General features: G+C 65.4%; 14 protein-coding genes. 2 read left to right on the top strand and 12 right to left on the bottom strand.

Features of this window, described 5'->3' with window-relative positions:
- Positions 1–7: 7 nt before the first annotated feature.
- Together GA0061099_RS09220 and hemA are read right to left on the bottom strand one after the other, a co-directional pair.
- The gene (locus GA0061099_RS09220) at positions 8–3,517 is read right to left on the bottom strand and encodes a PAS domain-containing hybrid sensor histidine kinase/response regulator (protein WP_036020628.1); all 3,510 of its coding nucleotides are present in this window, start codon (positions 3,515–3,517) and stop codon (positions 8–10) included.
- Positions 3,518–3,699: 182 nt separating this feature from the next.
- Positions 3,700–4,929: a 5-aminolevulinate synthase gene (gene hemA, locus GA0061099_RS09225; RefSeq protein WP_036020612.1), complete on the bottom strand. Its 1,230-nt coding sequence runs from the start codon at positions 4,927–4,929 to the stop codon at positions 3,700–3,702.
- Between the two features lie 267 nt (positions 4,930–5,196).
- On the opposite strand from hemA, the gene aroQ reads away from it, so the two are divergent.
- Positions 5,197–5,628 (top strand): type II 3-dehydroquinate dehydratase, encoded by a 432-nt coding sequence (gene aroQ / locus GA0061099_RS09230; RefSeq protein ID WP_036020614.1) that lies wholly within the window; start codon positions 5,197–5,199, stop codon positions 5,626–5,628.
- A 170-nt stretch (positions 5,629–5,798) separates the two neighbouring features.
- Here aroQ and GA0061099_RS09235 read toward each other — a convergent pair whose 3' ends face one another.
- From GA0061099_RS09235 to GA0061099_RS09250, 4 genes are all read right to left on the bottom strand, one after another.
- On the bottom strand, positions 5,799–6,860 hold the full coding sequence (locus GA0061099_RS09235; RefSeq protein WP_035996672.1) for an MBL fold metallo-hydrolase: 1,062 nt from the start codon (positions 6,858–6,860) through the stop codon (positions 5,799–5,801).
- 137 nt (positions 6,861–6,997) lie between these two features.
- Positions 6,998–9,154 (bottom strand): methyl-accepting chemotaxis protein, encoded by a 2,157-nt coding sequence (locus tag GA0061099_RS09240; protein WP_074447650.1) that lies wholly within the window; start codon positions 9,152–9,154, stop codon positions 6,998–7,000.
- 161 nt (positions 9,155–9,315) lie between these two features.
- Positions 9,316–10,041 carry an outer membrane protein gene (locus GA0061099_RS09245; protein WP_036020688.1) on the bottom strand — a complete coding sequence of 242 codons (726 nt, stop codon included), beginning with the start codon at positions 10,039–10,041 and terminating at the stop codon, positions 9,316–9,318.
- Positions 10,042–10,265: 224 nt separating this feature from the next.
- Positions 10,266–10,586 (bottom strand): hypothetical protein, encoded by a 321-nt coding sequence (locus tag GA0061099_RS09250; protein WP_035996689.1) that lies wholly within the window; start codon positions 10,584–10,586, stop codon positions 10,266–10,268.
- Positions 10,587–10,775: 189 nt separating this feature from the next.
- On the opposite strand from GA0061099_RS09250, the gene GA0061099_RS09255 reads away from it, so the two are divergent.
- Positions 10,776–11,060: a hypothetical protein gene (locus GA0061099_RS09255; protein WP_036020690.1), complete on the top strand. Its 285-nt coding sequence runs from the start codon at positions 10,776–10,778 to the stop codon at positions 11,058–11,060.
- Between the two features lie 32 nt (positions 11,061–11,092).
- On the opposite strand, the gene GA0061099_RS09260 is transcribed toward GA0061099_RS09255, so the two are convergent.
- The 6 genes from GA0061099_RS09260 to GA0061099_RS09280 all read right to left on the bottom strand — a co-directional run bounded on the left by GA0061099_RS09260 (position 11,093) and on the right by GA0061099_RS09280 (position 16,321).
- Positions 11,093–12,034: an AEC family transporter gene (locus GA0061099_RS09260; protein WP_036020644.1), complete on the bottom strand. Its 942-nt coding sequence runs from the start codon at positions 12,032–12,034 to the stop codon at positions 11,093–11,095.
- 105 nt (positions 12,035–12,139) lie between these two features.
- Positions 12,140–12,349 (bottom strand): hypothetical protein, encoded by a 210-nt coding sequence (locus GA0061099_RS09265; protein ID WP_035996696.1) that lies wholly within the window; start codon positions 12,347–12,349, stop codon positions 12,140–12,142.
- The gene (locus GA0061099_RS41060) at positions 12,346–12,522 is read right to left on the bottom strand and encodes a hypothetical protein (protein WP_167361648.1); all 177 of its coding nucleotides are present in this window, start codon (positions 12,520–12,522) and stop codon (positions 12,346–12,348) included. The genes GA0061099_RS09265 and GA0061099_RS41060 overlap by 4 nt, the downstream gene beginning before the upstream one ends.
- Positions 12,523–12,891: 369 nt before the next feature.
- A complete protein-coding gene (locus GA0061099_RS09270) occupies positions 12,892–14,511 on the bottom strand; it encodes an ABC transporter ATP-binding protein (protein ID WP_036020646.1) in 1,620 nt (539 codons plus the stop codon).
- A 2-nt stretch (positions 14,512–14,513) separates the two neighbouring features.
- Complete coding sequence (locus GA0061099_RS09275) at positions 14,514–15,353, bottom strand: ABC transporter permease (protein WP_035996700.1); 840 nt, start codon at positions 15,351–15,353, stop codon at positions 14,514–14,516.
- A complete protein-coding gene (locus GA0061099_RS09280) occupies positions 15,350–16,321 on the bottom strand; it encodes an ABC transporter permease (RefSeq protein WP_035996702.1) in 972 nt (323 codons plus the stop codon). Before GA0061099_RS09280 ends, GA0061099_RS09275 begins: the two co-directional genes overlap by 4 nt.
- Positions 16,322–16,329: the final 8 nt, after the last annotated feature.

Raw genomic sequence — 16,329 nt, forward strand, 5'->3', positions numbered from 1 at the left:
GGGGGCCTCACTCCGCCGCCACCATTTGTTGCGTGCGCCACTGGCCCAGCAGGGCACGCAGCGAAGCCGGCTTCACCGGCTTGTTGAGCACCGCGATCTTCTCGTCACGCGCGGCGACCTGCACGGCGGGGCTGCGGTCGGCCGTGATCAGGATCGCAGGGATGGTATCGCCGAAACGGCGGCGGATCTCGCGGATGGCGGCGATGCCGTTGCCGCGATCGAGGTGATAATCGACCAGAAGGCCGGTGACGCGGCGGCCGGCGGTTTCGATCGCAGCGATCGCGCCTTCGGGATCGGCGACCGCGATCACCTCGGCGTCCCAGGCCTTGAGCAGCGTGCGCATGCCGTCGAGGATCGCCGCATCGTTCTCGATGCAGACGATCAGCGCGCCCGAGATCGGTGTGCGCGCCAGCGGCGTCGCGCTGGTCACGGCCGCGGTATGGGTGACCGCCTTCGCTGTCGGCACGGTCACCGAGAACACCGAGCCGCCGCTTCGATTGCCGTCGATGGCGATGCCGTGCTTGAGCACGCGAGCCAGGCGTTCCACGATCGAGAGGCCGAGGCCCAGACCGCGCGCGATCCGCGCGCCCTGCTCCAGGCGATGGAATTCCTTGAAGATCTCGCCGCGCTTGACCGCGGGGATACCGACGCCGGTGTCGTAGACGCAGATCTTGAGCGAGGCGCCGCGGCGGCGGCAGCCGACCAGCACGCGGCCGCGCGGGGTATACTTGATCGCGTTCGAGATCAGGTTCTGGAGCAGGCGCCGCAGCAGGAGCCGGTCCGACTCAACCGGCAGCGAGCAGGGCACGAAGGCGAGCTCCAGTCCCTTGGCGCGCGCGATCGGCGCGAACTCGATTTCCAGCGAGCGCATCAGATCGGCCATCTTGAAGCTCGAGATCGAGGTCGCCATCGCGCCAGCGTCGAGCCTGGAGATGTCGAGCAGAGCGCCGAGGATTTCCTCGATCGCCTGCAAGGATTCGTCGATGTTCTCGACCAGCCGCGTCTCCTCGCCATTGTGCTGGCGCTCGACGAGGCTTGTGACGTAGAGCCGCGCCGCGTTCAGCGGCTGCAGGATGTCGTGGCTGGCGGCGGCGAGGAAACGCGTCTTGGAGATGCTGGCGTCCTCCGCCGCGCTCTTGGCGATGGCCAGCTCGGAGTTCAGCCGCGTCAGCTCCTCGGTGCGGTCGCGTACGCGCTTTTCCAGCGTCGCATTGGCGCGCTCCAGCGCTTCGGCGGCTTCGAAGCTCGGCGTGACGTCGGTGAAAGTGATGACGAAGCCCCCGCCGGGCATGCGGTTGGTGAGCACTTCGATCACCATGTGGCGTTCCGGCAGCCGCTCGAGATAAGGCTCGCTGTCGGTGGTGTAGGCCGCAAGGCGCCGTTCCAGCAGGGCCTCGCGCTCGAGCGGATCGTTCGGATCGCCGAGGCCGATGAACTCCAGGATCTCGCGCAAGGGCGTGCCGAACTGGATCAGATGCAGCGGCACATTGAGGAGGTCGCCGAACTGCCGGTTGGAGCAGATCAGTTGCAGATCGGCGTCGAACACGGCGATGCCCTGGCGCACATGGTTGAGCGCGGTCTGCAGGATCTCGCGGTTGAAATGCAGCGCGGCGTGCGAATCGTCGAGCAGCTTCAGCGCGGCCTTGGCGGAGACCGTCCGCTTGCGCAGCAGCAGCGACATCACGAGGCGGGAGGAGGCCGCGCCGATCGAGGAGGCAATCAGATGCTCGGCGTGTTGCAGCAGCTCGAAATCGGCGGGCGCACCGGGCTCCAGCCGCACGTTGCGCCGCGCCGAGAAGGCCTCGAAGGAATGTCGCGCGCGGTCGGGCCCGAGATATTGCGCCACCGTGGTCTGGATGTCCTGCACGGTGACGGTGCTGCGCCAGCGGCGGAAGCTCGGGGAGATCGGTGCGAGCGTATTGGGCACGAACAGATCGGCTTGCAGCAGCTCGATGGAGGATGGCCGGCGTGCCAGCGACAGCAGCACATAGGTCAGGATGTTGAGGGACAGCGACCAGATCACGCCGTGCATCAGGGGCGGCAGGTCGGCGCCGAACAGTGCCTGCGGCCGCAGCGCCTCGATGCCGAACGGGCCGTGCTGCAGCAGCAGGATGCCTGACGTCGAGGAATCCATGAAGCTCGGCATGAACAGCGTGTAGAGCCACACCGCAAACCCGACCAGCATGCCGCCGATCGCCCCGCGCGCGGTCGCGCGCCGCCAGAGCAGGCCGCCGAAGAAGCTCGGGGCGAGCTGGGCGATGGCGGCAAAGGAGAGCAGGCCGATCGCCGCGAGCTGGGTGCTGCCGAGCGCGCGATAGTAGAAATAGGCCATCACCATGATGGCGAAGATCGCGAGCCGGCGCGAGCGCAGCAGGAAGTTGCTGAAATCGGCCCCGCCGGCGCGCCCCTCCGGCCGACGTTTCAGCACCAGCGGCACCACGAGGTCGTTCGAGACCATGATGGAGAGCGCGACGCATTCGACGATCACCATGGCGGTTGCCGCCGACAGCCCGCCGACGAAGACGGCGACGCTGAGCAGGTTCGCGCCGCTCTCGATCGGCAGGGCCAGCACGTACATATCAGGGTCGGCCGTGCCGAACGGGAAGGTCACGAGGCCGGCGAGCGCGATCGGGATCACGAACAGGTTGATGGCGACGAGGTAGAGCGGAAACAGCCAGCGCGCGCGGCCGACCTCGGCATCCGAGGAATTCTCCACCACGCTGACGTGAAACTGGCGCGGCAGCAGCATGATCGCGCACAGCGACAGCAATGTCATGGTCAGGAAGTTGCCGATCGACGGCGAATAAGTGATGGCGCGCACCGCTTCCGGCGTCCTCATCGCGCGCTCGATCAATTCATGCGGCGAGAACATCCAGAAGGTGACGAAGATGCCGGCGGCGAGGAAGGCGACCAGCTTGATGATGGATTCGGTCGCGATCGCCAGCATCAGGCCGTGCTGGTGCTCGGTCGCGTCGGTCTGTCGCGTGCCGAACAGCACAGCGAAGGCCGCCATCGTCAGCGTCACCATCAGCGCCATGTCGCCGAGGATCGGGATGTGCGAGAAGGCCTGGTCTTCGCTCAGGATTGTGCCCAGCGAAGAAGCCACCGCCTTGAGCTGGAGCGCGATATAGGGCACCGAGCCGATGATCGCGATTGCGGCGACGGTCGCCGCCACCGCTTGGCTCTTGCCGTAGCGGGCCCCGATGAAGTCGGCGATCGAGGTGATGTTGTGGGCTTTCGCCAGCTGGATCACGCGTCGGAGCACCCCGGCCCCCAACCCGATCATCAGGATTGGGCCGACATAGATCGCGAGGAAATCGGTCGAGGTGCGGGTCGCGAAGCCGACCGACCCGAAGAAGGTCCAGGACGTGCAGTAGATCGCCAGCGACAGCGGATAGATCAGCCCGGAGGCGCGGCCGCGACCGGCCGGCGAGCGGCGGTCGCCGTGGCTCGCCACCAGGAACAGGAAGCCGATATAGCCGAAGGCGGCGGCGATCACGCCCCAATCGTGCAGCATGGGTCGGGGGCTCTCTCCCTGGGCGCCGGCGGCGCCCGAGCTCATTTTCCTTGCAAACCTAGCGCGTTGAGCGAGTGCAGGCGACAGCGAAATGCCGTGCGGCGGTAGGAACTGCCGGCGTCGTTAAGCGGTGGGGCGAGCTGTCCGCCCGCTCTTACCCTCCAGGGGAGGGTAAAAGAGGCCTATTCCGCGGCCAGCGACTTCGCGCGCAGCGGCAGGCCGAGGCGGTCCCACACTTGCAGCAGCGCTTCGGCGAGCTGATCGATCAGGCCGTCGTCGTGATAGGGCGAGGGCGTGATACGCAGGCGCTCGGTGCCCTTGGCGACGGTCGGATAGTTGATCGGCTGGATGTAGATCCCGTGCTGTTCGAGCAGCAGGTCGGAAGCCTGCTTGCACTTCTCGGGATCGCCGACGAACAGCGGTACGATGTGTGTGTCGCTCGACATCACCGGCAGGCCGGCGGCATTGAGGATCGCCTTGACGCGGGCGGCACGGTCCTGGTGGCGCTCGCGCTCCCAGCTCGACGTCTTCAGGTGCCTGATCGCGGCGGTCGCGGCCGAGCAGACCGCCGGCGGCAGCGCGGTGGTGAAGATGAAGCCCGGCGCATAGGAGCGCACGGCGTCGATGATCTGGCCGTTGGCGGCGATGTAGCCGCCGAGACAGCCGAACGCCTTGGCCAGCGTGCCCTCGAGAATGTCGATGCGATGCATCACGCCGTCGCGCTCGGCGATGCCGCCGCCGCGCGGGCCGTACATGCCGACGGCGTGGACTTCGTCGACATAGGTCATCGCGCCATATTTCTCGGCGAGATCGCAGATCCTGGCGAGCGGCGCGACATCGCCGTCCATGGAATAGAGACTCTCGCAGACGATCAGCTTCGGCCGATCGGGACCGGCCGCTTTCAACAGCTCTTCGAGATGCGCAACGTCGTTGTGGCGGAACACGATCCGCTCGCAGCCGGACTGGCGGATGCCCTCGATCATCGAATTGTGGTTGAGCTCGTCCGACAGGACCAGGCAGTTCGGAATGAGCTTTGCGATGGTCGGGATGCCAGTCTGGTTCGAGACATAGCCCGAGGTGAACAGCAGCGCGGCTTCCTTGCCGTGGAGATCGGCGAGCTCGGCCTCGAGCTGCACCAGCGGATGATGCGTGCCGGCGATGTTGCGGGTGCCGCCGGCGCCGGTGCCGACGCGCGTCGCGGTCTCGACCATGGCGCCGACCACCTTCGGATGCTGGCCCATGCCGAGATAGTCGTTGGAGCACCAGATCACGACGTCGCGCTTGCCCTTGGGCGAGTGCCAGACCGCATGCGGGAACCGGCCGGCCGTGCGTTCGAGGTCGGCGAACACGCGATAACGCCGCTCGGTGTGGAGACGATCGAGGGCGGAATCGAAGAATTGGGCGTAATCCATCGGCAAACCTGCAACGGAACCTGACCAAGGGGACGGGTCTACTTAGAGCTTTTCCAGCTCCAATGTCTATGCGCTATCCCACATTTGGATCTGTGGGGCATTTGGGCAAAATGCCCTATCCGGCGCGTCTCAGTTTGATCCCGATCAATCCTGCGCGACATATAATGCTGCTCTGCACCATCTGCCGGGGCGACCCAGCCTATGGTCTTCCGTCGCAGCCCGGCGCGCGCTTTCCTTGCTCAACCAGGCTCTCGAAAGGACCCTTCCATGAAGCGCGTGATGATCCTCAACGGCCCCAACCTCAACATGCTCGGCATCCGCGAGCCGCACATCTACGGCACGACGACGCTCGCGGAGGTCAACGCGAGCTGCGAGGACGCGGCCGCCAGGCTCGGCCTCAAGCTCGCCTTCCACCAGTCCAACCACGAGGGCGTGCTGGTTGATCTGATCCAGTCGGCGCGGCAGGACGCCGAGGCCATCGTCATCAATCCGGCCGGCCTCTCCTTCACCTCGGTCTCGATCATGGACGCGATCAAGACGTTCGAGGGTCCGGTGCTGGAGGTGCACATCTCCAACATCCACGCCCGTGACGAATATCACCGGCACTCCAAGATCTCGTACGTGGCGACCGGCGTGATCTGCGGGCTCGGGCCGTTCGGCTACATCGCGGCGCTGCACGCGATCGCGAATATGAAGTGAGGCGCCAGCCGCGCCGGAGGTCTGCTCCCTCGCCCCGTTCTTACGGGGAGAGGGTTGGGGTGAGGGGCTGTTTCGGCAATGATGGTGAGAGTTGGACTCGCGGAGACTCCCCCTCACCCGCCACGCTTCGCGTGTCGGCCTCTCCCCGCAGGCGGGGAGAGGCGAATAACTCACGTCGTCCGAAACTGCAGCACGCCGTCCTGCATCTCGGGCGTGAGGCGGCCCTCGACGATCATGTAGTTGACGTGGGCGACGAGCTCGCCGGCGGCAAAGCCCATCTGGTGCTCGTCCAGCACGTGCTTGTTGAACACCACGGGCACCAGAGCGCGCGAGGTTTGCGGCACCTCACGGCAGGCTTCCGCGATCAATCGGCAGCGCTCTTCGTGGTGGTCGGCGAGCTGCTTGATGCGGGTCTTCAATCCGTAGAATGGCACGCCATGGCCGGGCAGCACCAGCACGTCATAGGGCAGCGTCGTGGTCAGGCTGGCGAGCGAGGCCAGATATTCGCCGAGCGAGTTCTGGTCGGGCTCGACCGCCCAGACGCTGACATTCGGCGAGATCTTGCTCAGCACCTGGTCGGCGGAGAGGAACAGCTTGTCGTCGGCGCAATACAGCATCACCTGGTCGAGGGCGTGGCCGCCGCCGGTGATGACCTTGAAGCGGCGCGTGCCGATCACGACGTCGTCGCCATGCGAGATGCGGCGGTAGGACGGCGGCAGCACCGAGACGCGCTTCAGATAGTCCTGGCCGCGGCCGAGCAGCTTTTCGGTGAGCGACTCGTCCATGCCATGGCGGCGGAAGAACAGCCGCTGCGCCTCGCGCCGCTCCTCGGTGCCGCGGTTCTGGTGATAGACCGATTGCAGATATTCGACCTGCGACATCACCAGCGGGCAGCCGAACCGCTCGACGATCCAACCGGCGAGGCCGACATGATCCGGGTGGGAGTGGGTGACGATCAGGCGCGTGATGTTGACGCCTTTCAGCGGTCCGTCGAACAGCTTCGTCCAGGCCTCGATCGTCTCCTCGTTGCCGAAGCCGGCATCGATCATCGCATAGCCGTCGCCATCGGCGAGCAGGTAGATGTTCACGTGGTTGAGGCGGAACGGCAGCTTCAGCCGCGCCCACAACACGCCGGGCCGCACCTCGACCACCTGTTCGGGGCCGGGATGCTGTTCCCAGGGGTAGCGCAGGGCCTCGGCCGAGGACTGCGGGGTGTCGGTTTTCGAGCTCATGCTATCGGCTTAAACCCAGCGCGCGCGGGGCGCCAGCCGAAAAAGGATGCTGGGCGGCGACAGCATGGCGGTCATACCGAGGCAGTTTTCCGTAGCCCGGATTGCGCTACGCTCCATCCAGGCTACAGGACAGGGCCTTACGCCGCCCGCATGTCGTTGAGGAAGGCGTCGATCTCCCCGCGCAGCATATCGGCCTCGCGGCGCAACGCGTCCGAAGCGCCCAGCACCTCGGTGGCCGCAGCGCCGGCTTCGGCGGACGCGGTGGAGACGCCGACGATGTTGCTGGAGACCTCGCTGGTGCCGCCGGCGGCATGCTGGATGTTGCGGGCGATTTCGCGCGTCGCGGCGCCCTGCTCCTCGACCGCCGCTGCGATCGTGGTGGTGACGTCGTTGATCTCGCCGATGATCCGGCCGATGCCCTGGATGGCGCCGACCGCGGAGGTCGTGACTGACTGCATGCTGGCGATCTGGGTGCGGATCTCGTCGGTCGCCTTGGCGGTCTGGCTCGCCAGGCTCTTCACCTCGGAGGCAACCACCGCGAAGCCGCGGCCGGCCTCGCCGGCGCGCGCCGCCTCGATGGTGGCGTTGAGCGCGAGCAGATTGGTCTGCGAGGCAATGGTCTGGATCAGGTCGACGACGACGCTGATGCGGCTCGCGCTGTCGGCAAGGCTCTGCACCGTGGCGTCGGTCGCTCCCGCTTCGTCGACCGCCTTTTTGGCGATCTCGGCGGAGGTCACGACCTGACGGCTGATCTCCTGGATCGAGGAGGACAGCTGCTCGGTGCCGGCCGAGACGGTCTGCACGTTGACCGACGTCTCTTCCGCCGCGGAGGCGACCGCGTTGACCAGCGCGTTGGACTGGTCGGCGGTGTTCGACATGCTCTGCGCGGTCGATTGCATCGAATTGGCCGATTGGGCCAGATTATCGAGCGCGGAGCGCACCGTGCTTTCGAACTGGGCGATCTTCGCCTCCATGCGCGCGGCGCGCTCGGCCTTGGCGATACGGTCCTTGTCCTGCTCGCTCGTCAGCGCGCGGGTCTCGATCATGCTCTCCCGGAACACCTGCAGCGTGTTCGCCATCACCGAGATTTCGTCGTTGTGATTCTTCGAGCGGTAGATCTCGGTTTCGAGATCCCCGTTCGCGAGCAGCTGCATCGACTGCTGCAAGGCGCCGATCCGGCGCAGGATGTTACGGCCGACATAGAGCCAGACGAACAGCGCCGAGCCGACCAGCATCAGCGCGCCCAAGCCCAGCATGACCGACGTCGCGAGCGAAATCTCCTGCCGCGCCTGGAAGGTCGAGGTGTTGGTCTCTTTCTGCACGCCGTCGACGAGCTGCTGCACGCTGATGCCGAGCCCGACATTGAGCTTGCGGGTCTCGTCCAGGATGGTCTGGCCGTAGTCGATGGAGTCGAGCTCTTTCTCGCGCAGATTGAACACGCCGGTCTTGCCGGTGCCGAGCGCGAGCAGCTTTTCCGCGGTGTCGCGCAGCATCTTGTTGCCCTGGTTGTCCGGCAACAGATCGAGGTTCGACCGCAGGCGCCCCTGCGCCGTCTTGAATTCCTTCTGGATGTCATCGAGCTTGTCGCTGGTGTTCGCCGACAGCGCCGCGCTCATGTTGGCGGCGGCGAGATTACCGCTGGCGACGACGTTGCCGAGCTGACCGACGGTCTGCGCGGCGTCGGTCGCGTCTGCGGCTGACAGGTCGGCTGAACCGAGAATGGCATTGACGCGGGTCTGCGCGTCCAGCATCGCCGGACTCGCTGCGCCGACGAAGGCGCCCTGCGCGGCGCGAAGCGCGTCATATTGCTTGTCGTGCAGCGCCGCGATGTCGAGCCGTTCGCGGGCGGCTTTCGTCAGGCTCTGAGCCGCCTCGTTGATGCTCTTCATCGTCTCGCTGAGCCCGGAGACGACGCTCTTGTCGCCGCCGAGCTCGATGATCTCGTTGAGCTTCTGCTGCGTCTGCTCCTGTAATTCCCTGAGTTTCTTGGTGCGCTCGTTCAGAGCGTCCTCGCTCTGCGCCGCAAGCAGGGCCGGTCCCTGCGCCGCGAGGCTCGCACTCAGCGCCGACAATTGCAGGCTGGCGGAAAGGCGCGGAATGTCCCGTCCGCTCAGTTCAGTCATGCGTCCGCCGAGATTCTGCAGCGCAAGGCCGGCGCCGGCCGCGATCACGAGGCCCATGCCCGCGATGACCGCAAACGCCGCGAACAGGCTGCCGCGCACGCCCCATTTGGGCATTTTGAAACGCGGACGGAAACTGCCAAGGAAGCGGCCAAGGCCCAAACGGATCGGCATCGAAAATTCCCCCAATGTTCTTCTATTTGTGGCTGCAGTATCGGCAGCACCGGTTAAGGAATCGCAATGAGCCCAATCGGTTGACGTTGTTCCGCAGAGCGAAAAAAGAGGGGCCGGCAACGAGGCCGGCCCCTTCATCTTGATAAGGTCCTGGTAACCGATCAATAGCGCGCCATGGCCGGGCTCGCCCAGTTGAAGCGGTAGTTGACGCCCGCCTTGAAGGCATGGTCGTCGGTGGTGAAGGCGCCGGTGCCGGCGAGCGGACCGGCGGTGAAGCTGGCGTCGCCGAAATTGTAGTACTGGTACTCGGCCTTGGCCGACCAGTTCGGGGCGAACATGTATTCGAGGCCGGCGCCGACGGTGTAGCCGTTGCGGTGATCGCCGGTGATGACGAAGGCGGCCGGCACGCCGCCGACGGTGACCCTCTCGTTGTTGTCCGAATAGGCGTAGCCGCCCTTCACATAGACCAGGCCGGGACCCCAGGTGTAGCCGACGCGGCCCGTGATCGAGCCGAGGCCGCGCTGGTCGTTGGTGTAGGCGATGCCGCCCGGGAACACGGCGCCGACGCTGCCGGAGAGCCAGGAATACTGGCCTTCGACGCCGACCACGAAGTTCGGGTGGAACTGCCAGTCCGCACCGACCTGCACGCCGCCGAGGAAGCGGCCGTTGCCGTTGTTGCCGGTGGAGAGGCCATTGAAATTGTTGTCGCTGGAGAACGCGCCGCCGACATGGGCGCCGAGATAGAAGCCCGTCCAATTGTAGATCGGCGCGGCGTAGGCCGGCGCGGGCGTCTTGTAATAATTGCGGTTGCCGAGATCGGCACCGACGGCCGGCGCAGCCGCGCCCAACACGAGCAGCGCCACGGTCGCAAACAGAATCTTCTTCATCGTCTTGAACTCCAACACGTAAGGTCCCCGGCAGGCGCGTTTGCTGCGCCGCATTGGTTTTGCAGATAGCTCGCTTTTGACGAAAATGCTGTCACATCCGTGGCACAGCGACGGCCAACGTAACTTGTTGGGCCGTAAATGATTTTCGTGCTTAATGGCAACTTAAGAAGTGGTGAAGGAAGGCTTAACGGCGCACTCTGTCGGTAACTTGCGCGCGCCTTGCGTTAACCAAGACGCCGCCGTGCCTCATCGCGCATCTGCGCGCGAAAGGCGGCGCGCTTTGCCGGCCTGTCTTCCTCACGCACGTCGTGTCGATCGAAGATGTCGAACTTCTCCAGGATCGGATAGCGCTCGCTCGCCATCGCGAGCACGCGCAGTATCCTGGTCCCCTCCGGCGTCGGGCCGCTGACCTCCCAGCGCCGGATGGTGTCGGCGCCGCCTCTTTCCGGCAGTCCGCAAAGCTTGGCCATGTCGGCCGCGCTGAGCTTGCGCTCGAGGGCATCGGAGAGGTCGTTGCGAAGCTGCTTCAGTTCGGCGCCGGTCATGCTTGCGTCCAGGGAAGTCACTGAAAGCAATGCACTAGCGCTGATTCGGGTCCATCCGAAGACGGTATGAGTCCGCCGCGCTCCGGCACCTTCGTCCGCACACGGAATTATGAAGGGAGAACCCATGGAAATTTGCCGATGCATGAACACTTGGCATATCGGGGCGCGCAACGGGTGAAGGGATCAGCCATGAAAACCATCAGACTCGCCATTTCCGCGCTGATCACGACGGGACTGCTTGCCGCACCATTCGCAGCTGAGGCGAAAAAGGTCCGGTCCAGCCGGCAATACAGCACTGGTGTGGTGGCTCCGACCTATGGCGGAGCCGGAGCGCCGGCCGCGCAACCGAGGGCGGCCTACGGATCGTCGGGACAGTCGGTTGGCACTGTCACCGCGCCGTCGATCGGATCATACAATTGGCCCTCGGTCGGCGTGACCAACTCGGCTCCCACCTGGAGCAACACCACGAGATAGAGGGCTCCGGCAAGGTGGAGGCCACTGGCGGATCAACGCATGCCGCTCGCCGATCCCGAGAGCAGATAAAGCGCGATGAGCAATGTCGCGACCGACAGCATCGTCGTGATCGAGACCGTGGCCGCAACCAGCTTCTCCTCGACCTTGTGTTCATGTGCGAGGACGTAGACGGTTTTCGCCGTCGGCACGGCCGCGCAGATGACCGCCGCAACCGTGTAGAGAGGGGTGAGGCCGATCACGACGCAAAGCCCGTAGACGATGAGCGGCATGACCACCAGTTTCACCGCCGCGAGCGCAAACGACGCTTTCAGGTTGGACCGCAAGCCCTCGATGGACAGGCCAAGCCCGATGGCGAACAGCGCGCACGGCGTGAGCGCGGCAGCGATCATGTTGAGATAGGCCGCGACCGGTGCCGGAATCGGCAGTCCCGTCACCGCCCAGGTGAGGCCGATGAACGTCGACAGCACCATGGGATTGAGCAGGATCTGCTTTGCCAGTCCCATAGAGCCCACGGAGGCCCCGCGTGCATCGCGCTTTTCCAGCAGGATCACCGTGATCGGAAACATCACCGCGGCCACGAACACCGTCGCGACGGCCGCGGGCAGGACGGCGGGTTGGCCGTAGATCGCATGCAGGATCGGCAGCGCAACGAACCCGGTGTTGGTCATCGCCGCCGCCATCCCGTGAATGGTGCTGCTGGCGAGGTCGTGTTTGCCGCCTGCGCGGACCGGCACGAACACGAGCGCGAAGCAGATCAGCGAGCCGCCGCCGAAGGCGAGCAGAAAACGCCATTCCAGGAGATTGCGCGCCGGCTCCTGGGCGATCGTGACAATCAACAGCGCCGGCATCGCCACGTTGTAGGCGAAATGCACCAGGGCATCGGCCAGCGCCCGCGAGAGATAGCCGAGCTCGCCGGCGAGCCAGCCGGTGACGATGATCGCGAATACGGGAAGAACGAGGCTGGCGACCTCCATCCGGCTTCCCCCTCATTTTCGAACAGGGAGGGTAGACCGGCAATGGACTGGCGTCACTCCGTGATTTGTGGGTCGCCTTGATTTGTCGGAGGAGAATCCGCCTCGCTAGATTCCCCGGCGCCCCTGGTCTCCGATCACGCAGCGCCAGGCCGCCAGGCGCTCGGCCGGATGCTGGTTCATCCATTCGGCAAGCTGCGGCGCGCCCATCAGGCAGGCCTGCACCGAGATTTGCGCAAAGTCCGACGTGGTGACGATCTGCTCGTGACAATTGGAGGGAGAGGCGAGGCTGCAAAGCACGGCGATGATCTTGATCACGATACGTTACCTCCGTCGCGGCCGATGAACGGGCGACGGATCGCCGGCCTTCCCTGGCCCTCGTCCGTCGGATCGACCGGCGGGAAGATGCTGTCGTAGATCGCCCGCGCTTCCTGGATGAGGCGCGTTCGCTCGCGCTCGGACTTCGAGACAAATCGAATAACTTCGCCCATGTTGGCTCCGAATAACAGTGTGAGTCCGTCATGAGATGACGTCGATCATTCAAACGTCATCTATGGTCATGCCCTTAAGCTTTGAAGCGGCCGGTCCGGTCACGACCGGATAAAAAGCGCGTGACCAGGCTGCGCAGTTCCCAGCATCCCGGTGCGTCTTGCTTGCTGGGTTGTTGAGCTGCCCATCACATCACGTTCGTTGTACGACGCCAGCCGCGACGAGCGACTATGGCGTCAAGTCACCCCTTGCCGACATGAGCAAGGATGATCTCACGAAAGCAAATGCCGCTGAATCGAATATGTTTCGCCTCGCTCGGCGTGCAAGTTTTTGGAACCATCACGGAAATCAATGAACGAGGACGAGCCGCCTCAGGCCGCCGGCGCGTGCTCCTTCCGTCCGGGCACGGCTGCGAGCAATTCGCGCGTATAGGCGTGCTCGGGCGCGGCGAAGAGTTGCGCCGTCGGCTTCAGCTCGACGATGGCGCCGCGCTGCATCACCGCGATACGGTCGCAGATCTGGGCCGCGACGCGCAGATCGTGGGTGATGAACAGCATCGACAGGCCAAGGCGCGCCTTGAGATCTTCCAGCAGCTTCAACACCTGCGCCTGCACCGAGACGTCGAGCGCGGAGACGGCCTCGTCCGCGACGATGATCTCCGGCTCGAGCGCAAGCGCGCGGGCGATGCCGATGCGCTGGCGCTGGCCGCCCGAGAATTCATGCGGATAGCGCTCGAGCGCGCCGGCGTCCAGGCCCACCATCTTGAGGAGATCGCGGGCGCGGTCGAACGCCACCTTCGAATCGGTCCCGGCTGCGATCGGCCCGTCGGCGATGATGTGGCCGATCTTGCGGCGCGGATTGAGCGAGGCGAACGGATCCTGGAAGATCATCTGGATGCGATGGCGCTCGCCGCGCAGCGCCTTGCCGGAAAGCGAGGTCAGGTCGGTCTCGCCGATCCGCACCGTGCCGCGGTCGGCTTCGATCAGTCGCATCACCAGGCGCGCTACCGACGACTTGCCCGAGCCGGATTCACCGACGAGGCCGAGCGTCTCGCCCTTGAGGATGTTGAAGTTGACCGCGCGCGCCGCATCGACGCGGCGGGCCTGGCGGAACCAGCCGCCCGACGTGACGTAGGTCTTGTCCAGCCCGATCACCTCGACGGCCTTGGCCCGATCGTCCAATGGCTCTCGCGGCGGCGGATCCATCGAGGGCACGGCGGCAAGCAATGCCTTGGTGTAGTCGTGCTGCGGCTCGTTGAAGATGGCCGCGGCCGGACCTTCCTCCACGACCTTGCCGTGGCGGAGCACCACGACCTGGTCGGCGATGTCGGCGACCACGCCGAAATCATGGGTGATGAACATCACCGCCATGTTGCGGCTCCGCTGGAGGTTGCGGATCAGCTTCAGGATCTGGGCCTGCGTGGTGACGTCGAGCGCGGTGGTCGGCTCGTCCGCGACCAGCACCGCGGGCTCGAGCGCGAGCGCCATCGCGATCATGGCGCGCTGGCGTTGGCCGCCGGAGAGCTGGTGCGGATAGGCGCGCACGATACGCTCAGGGTCGGGCAGGCCGACTTCGCTTGCCAGCGCCAGCGCCTTGGCCCGCCGCTCCTTCGGCGTGAGCAGGCCGTGCGCCTCGAACATCTCCGCCATCTGGTCGCCGATCCGCATCAACGGATTGAGCGCGGTCATCGGCTCCTGGAAGATCATCGCCAGCCGACGGCCGCGCAGATCGCGCCAGCCGTCGTCAGCGAGCTTGAGCAGGTCCCGGCCCTCGAACTGGATTTCACCGGAGGTGACCGAGACCGTATCCGGCAAAAGGCCCATCAGCGCATGCGCGCACATCGACTTGCCGGAGCCGGACTCGCCGACGACGCAGACGATCTTGCCGGGCTGCAGATCGAGCGAGACACCGTCGACCGCGAAGGGGCGCTCGGCGCCCTTGGGCAGCGCGATCCGCAAGTTCCTGATGGAGACGGCGGGCGAGGCGGTCATCGTCAGCGGCCCTCCCGCGACAGGCGCGGATTGAGCGCATCGTTGAGGCCTTCGCCGATCAGGTTCAGCCCGAGCACCGAGATCAGGATGGCGATGCCGGGAAACACGGTGATCCACCAGGCCTGTCGGATCACGGTGCGGCCGGCGCCGACCATGTAGCCCCAGGAGATCAGATTGGGATCGCCGAGGCCGAGGAAGGACAGCGAGGATTCAAGCAGGATCGCGGTGGCCACCATCAACGAGGCCAGCACGATCACGGGCGACAACGCGTTGGGCAGGATCTCGCGCAGGATGATCCAGCTGTTGCTCTGGCCGGTGACGACGGCGGCCTGGACATATTCGCGCGTGCGCAGCGACAGCACCTCGCCGCGCACGAGGCGAGCGACCGGCGGCCAGCTCACCACCGCGATCGAGGCGACGATCGAATAGATCGAGGGCTGCAGGATGGCGACCAGCACGATCGCGAGCGCGAAGCTCGGAATGGTCTGGAAGAACTCGGTGAAGCGCATCAGGGCGTCGTCGACCTTGCCGCCGAAATAACCGGCCATGGCCCCGATCGGCACGCCCACGATCAGCGCCGCCAGCGTGGAGACGAGACCGACCAGAAGCGAGACGCGGGCGCCGAAGATCATGCCGGCGAAGATGTCGCGGCCGAGCGCGTCGGTGCCGAGCGGCACGGCCCCGAGCGTGAACGGCGGCAGGAACGGCCGCTGCACCATGCGCCAGGGCGAGTTCGGGAACAGCATCGGTCCGAACACCGCGACAGAGATTGCAACCAGGAGGATGACGAGCCCGATGACGCCGCTCGGGCTCTTCAGCATCGATTTCCAGAACTGTTTCATGCGGCGTATTCGATCCGCGGATCGACCAGGCGATAGACGAGGTCGGTGATGAGGTTGAAGGTGAGGACCATGGCGGAGCAGATCACGAACACGCCGAGCAGCAGATTGTAATCCCGCTGCAGCAGTGCGTCGTACATCAGCCGCCCGATGCCGGGCCAGGCGAATACGGTCTCGGTGATGACGGCGCCGCCGATCAGCGTGCCGGAATGCACGCCGGCGAGCGTCACCACCGGCAGCAGCGCGTTGCGCAGCACGTGGCGGCGCTGGATCACGGCGTCGGAGAGCCCCTTGGCGCGCGCCGTCTTGACGAAGTCGAGGCGTTTCACCTCCAGCATCGAGGCGCGCGTCATGCGGGTGTAGGTCGCCATGAAGAACAGTCCCAGCGTCATCGCCGGCATGATCAGGTGCTTTGCGACGTCGAACGCGTGGGCAAGGCCGGTGAGATTGGCGCCGACCGTCTCGTAACCGAAGCTCGGCAGCCAATCCATCGTGACCGAGAACAGGAGGATGCCCATCAGCGCCACCCAGAAGATCGGCATGGCGTAGAAGATCAGAGCGAACACGGTGATGGCGGTGTCGAGGAAGGTTCCGGCAAAGCGCGCGGCGAAGGTGCCGAACAGGATGCCGAGCGTGAGCGAGATCGCGAAGGCGGTCAGCGTCAACAACAGCGTCGCCGGCAGCCGCTCGCCGATCAGTTTTGCGACCGGAGCCTGCTGGCGGAAGGAAAAGCCGAGGTCGAGGCTGACGACGCCCTTGACGTAGATGAAGAGCTGCTCGGGCAGCGGCTTGTCGAGCCCGAACTTCTCCCGGAGCTGCTTGACGAAGACCTGATCGCTGGCCCCGGCCTCGCCCGCCATCACGATCGCGGGATCGCCAGGCGCCAGGCGGATCAGGAAGAAATTGAGAACGACGATCGCGAGCAGGACGATCACGCCCTTCAGGACGCGCTGAGCAACGAAGGAGAGCATCTAGTGAG

This window comes from Bradyrhizobium yuanmingense, assembly GCF_900094575.1.
In the GTDB taxonomy this organism is placed as follows: domain Bacteria; phylum Pseudomonadota; class Alphaproteobacteria; order Rhizobiales; family Xanthobacteraceae; genus Bradyrhizobium; species Bradyrhizobium yuanmingense.

Excerpts from the sequence above, each read along its gene's own strand:
- GA0061099_RS09220 (WP_036020628.1), bottom strand. The coding sequence starts at position 3,517 with ATGCTGCACGATTGGGGCGTGATCGCCGCCGCCTTCGGCTATATCGGC.
- hemA (WP_036020612.1), bottom strand. The coding sequence starts at position 4,929 with ATGGATTACGCCCAATTCTTCGATTCCGCCCTCGATCGTCTCCACACC.
- aroQ (WP_036020614.1), top strand. The coding sequence starts at position 5,197 with ATGAAGCGCGTGATGATCCTCAACGGCCCCAACCTCAACATGCTCGGC.
- GA0061099_RS09235 (WP_035996672.1), bottom strand. The coding sequence starts at position 6,860 with ATGAGCTCGAAAACCGACACCCCGCAGTCCTCGGCCGAGGCCCTGCGC.
- GA0061099_RS09240 (WP_074447650.1), bottom strand. The coding sequence starts at position 9,154 with ATGCCGATCCGTTTGGGCCTTGGCCGCTTCCTTGGCAGTTTCCGTCCG.
- GA0061099_RS09245 (WP_036020688.1), bottom strand. The coding sequence starts at position 10,041 with ATGAAGAAGATTCTGTTTGCGACCGTGGCGCTGCTCGTGTTGGGCGCG.
- GA0061099_RS09250 (WP_035996689.1), bottom strand. The coding sequence starts at position 10,586 with ATGACCGGCGCCGAACTGAAGCAGCTTCGCAACGACCTCTCCGATGCC.
- GA0061099_RS09255 (WP_036020690.1), top strand. The coding sequence starts at position 10,776 with ATGAAAACCATCAGACTCGCCATTTCCGCGCTGATCACGACGGGACTG.
- GA0061099_RS09260 (WP_036020644.1), bottom strand. The coding sequence starts at position 12,034 with ATGGAGGTCGCCAGCCTCGTTCTTCCCGTATTCGCGATCATCGTCACC.
- GA0061099_RS41060 (WP_167361648.1), bottom strand. The coding sequence starts at position 12,522 with ATGGGCGAAGTTATTCGATTTGTCTCGAAGTCCGAGCGCGAGCGAACG.
- GA0061099_RS09270 (WP_036020646.1), bottom strand. The coding sequence starts at position 14,511 with ATGACCGCCTCGCCCGCCGTCTCCATCAGGAACTTGCGGATCGCGCTG.
- GA0061099_RS09275 (WP_035996700.1), bottom strand. The coding sequence starts at position 15,353 with ATGAAACAGTTCTGGAAATCGATGCTGAAGAGCCCGAGCGGCGTCATC.
- GA0061099_RS09280 (WP_035996702.1), bottom strand. The coding sequence starts at position 16,321 with ATGCTCTCCTTCGTTGCTCAGCGCGTCCTGAAGGGCGTGATCGTCCTG.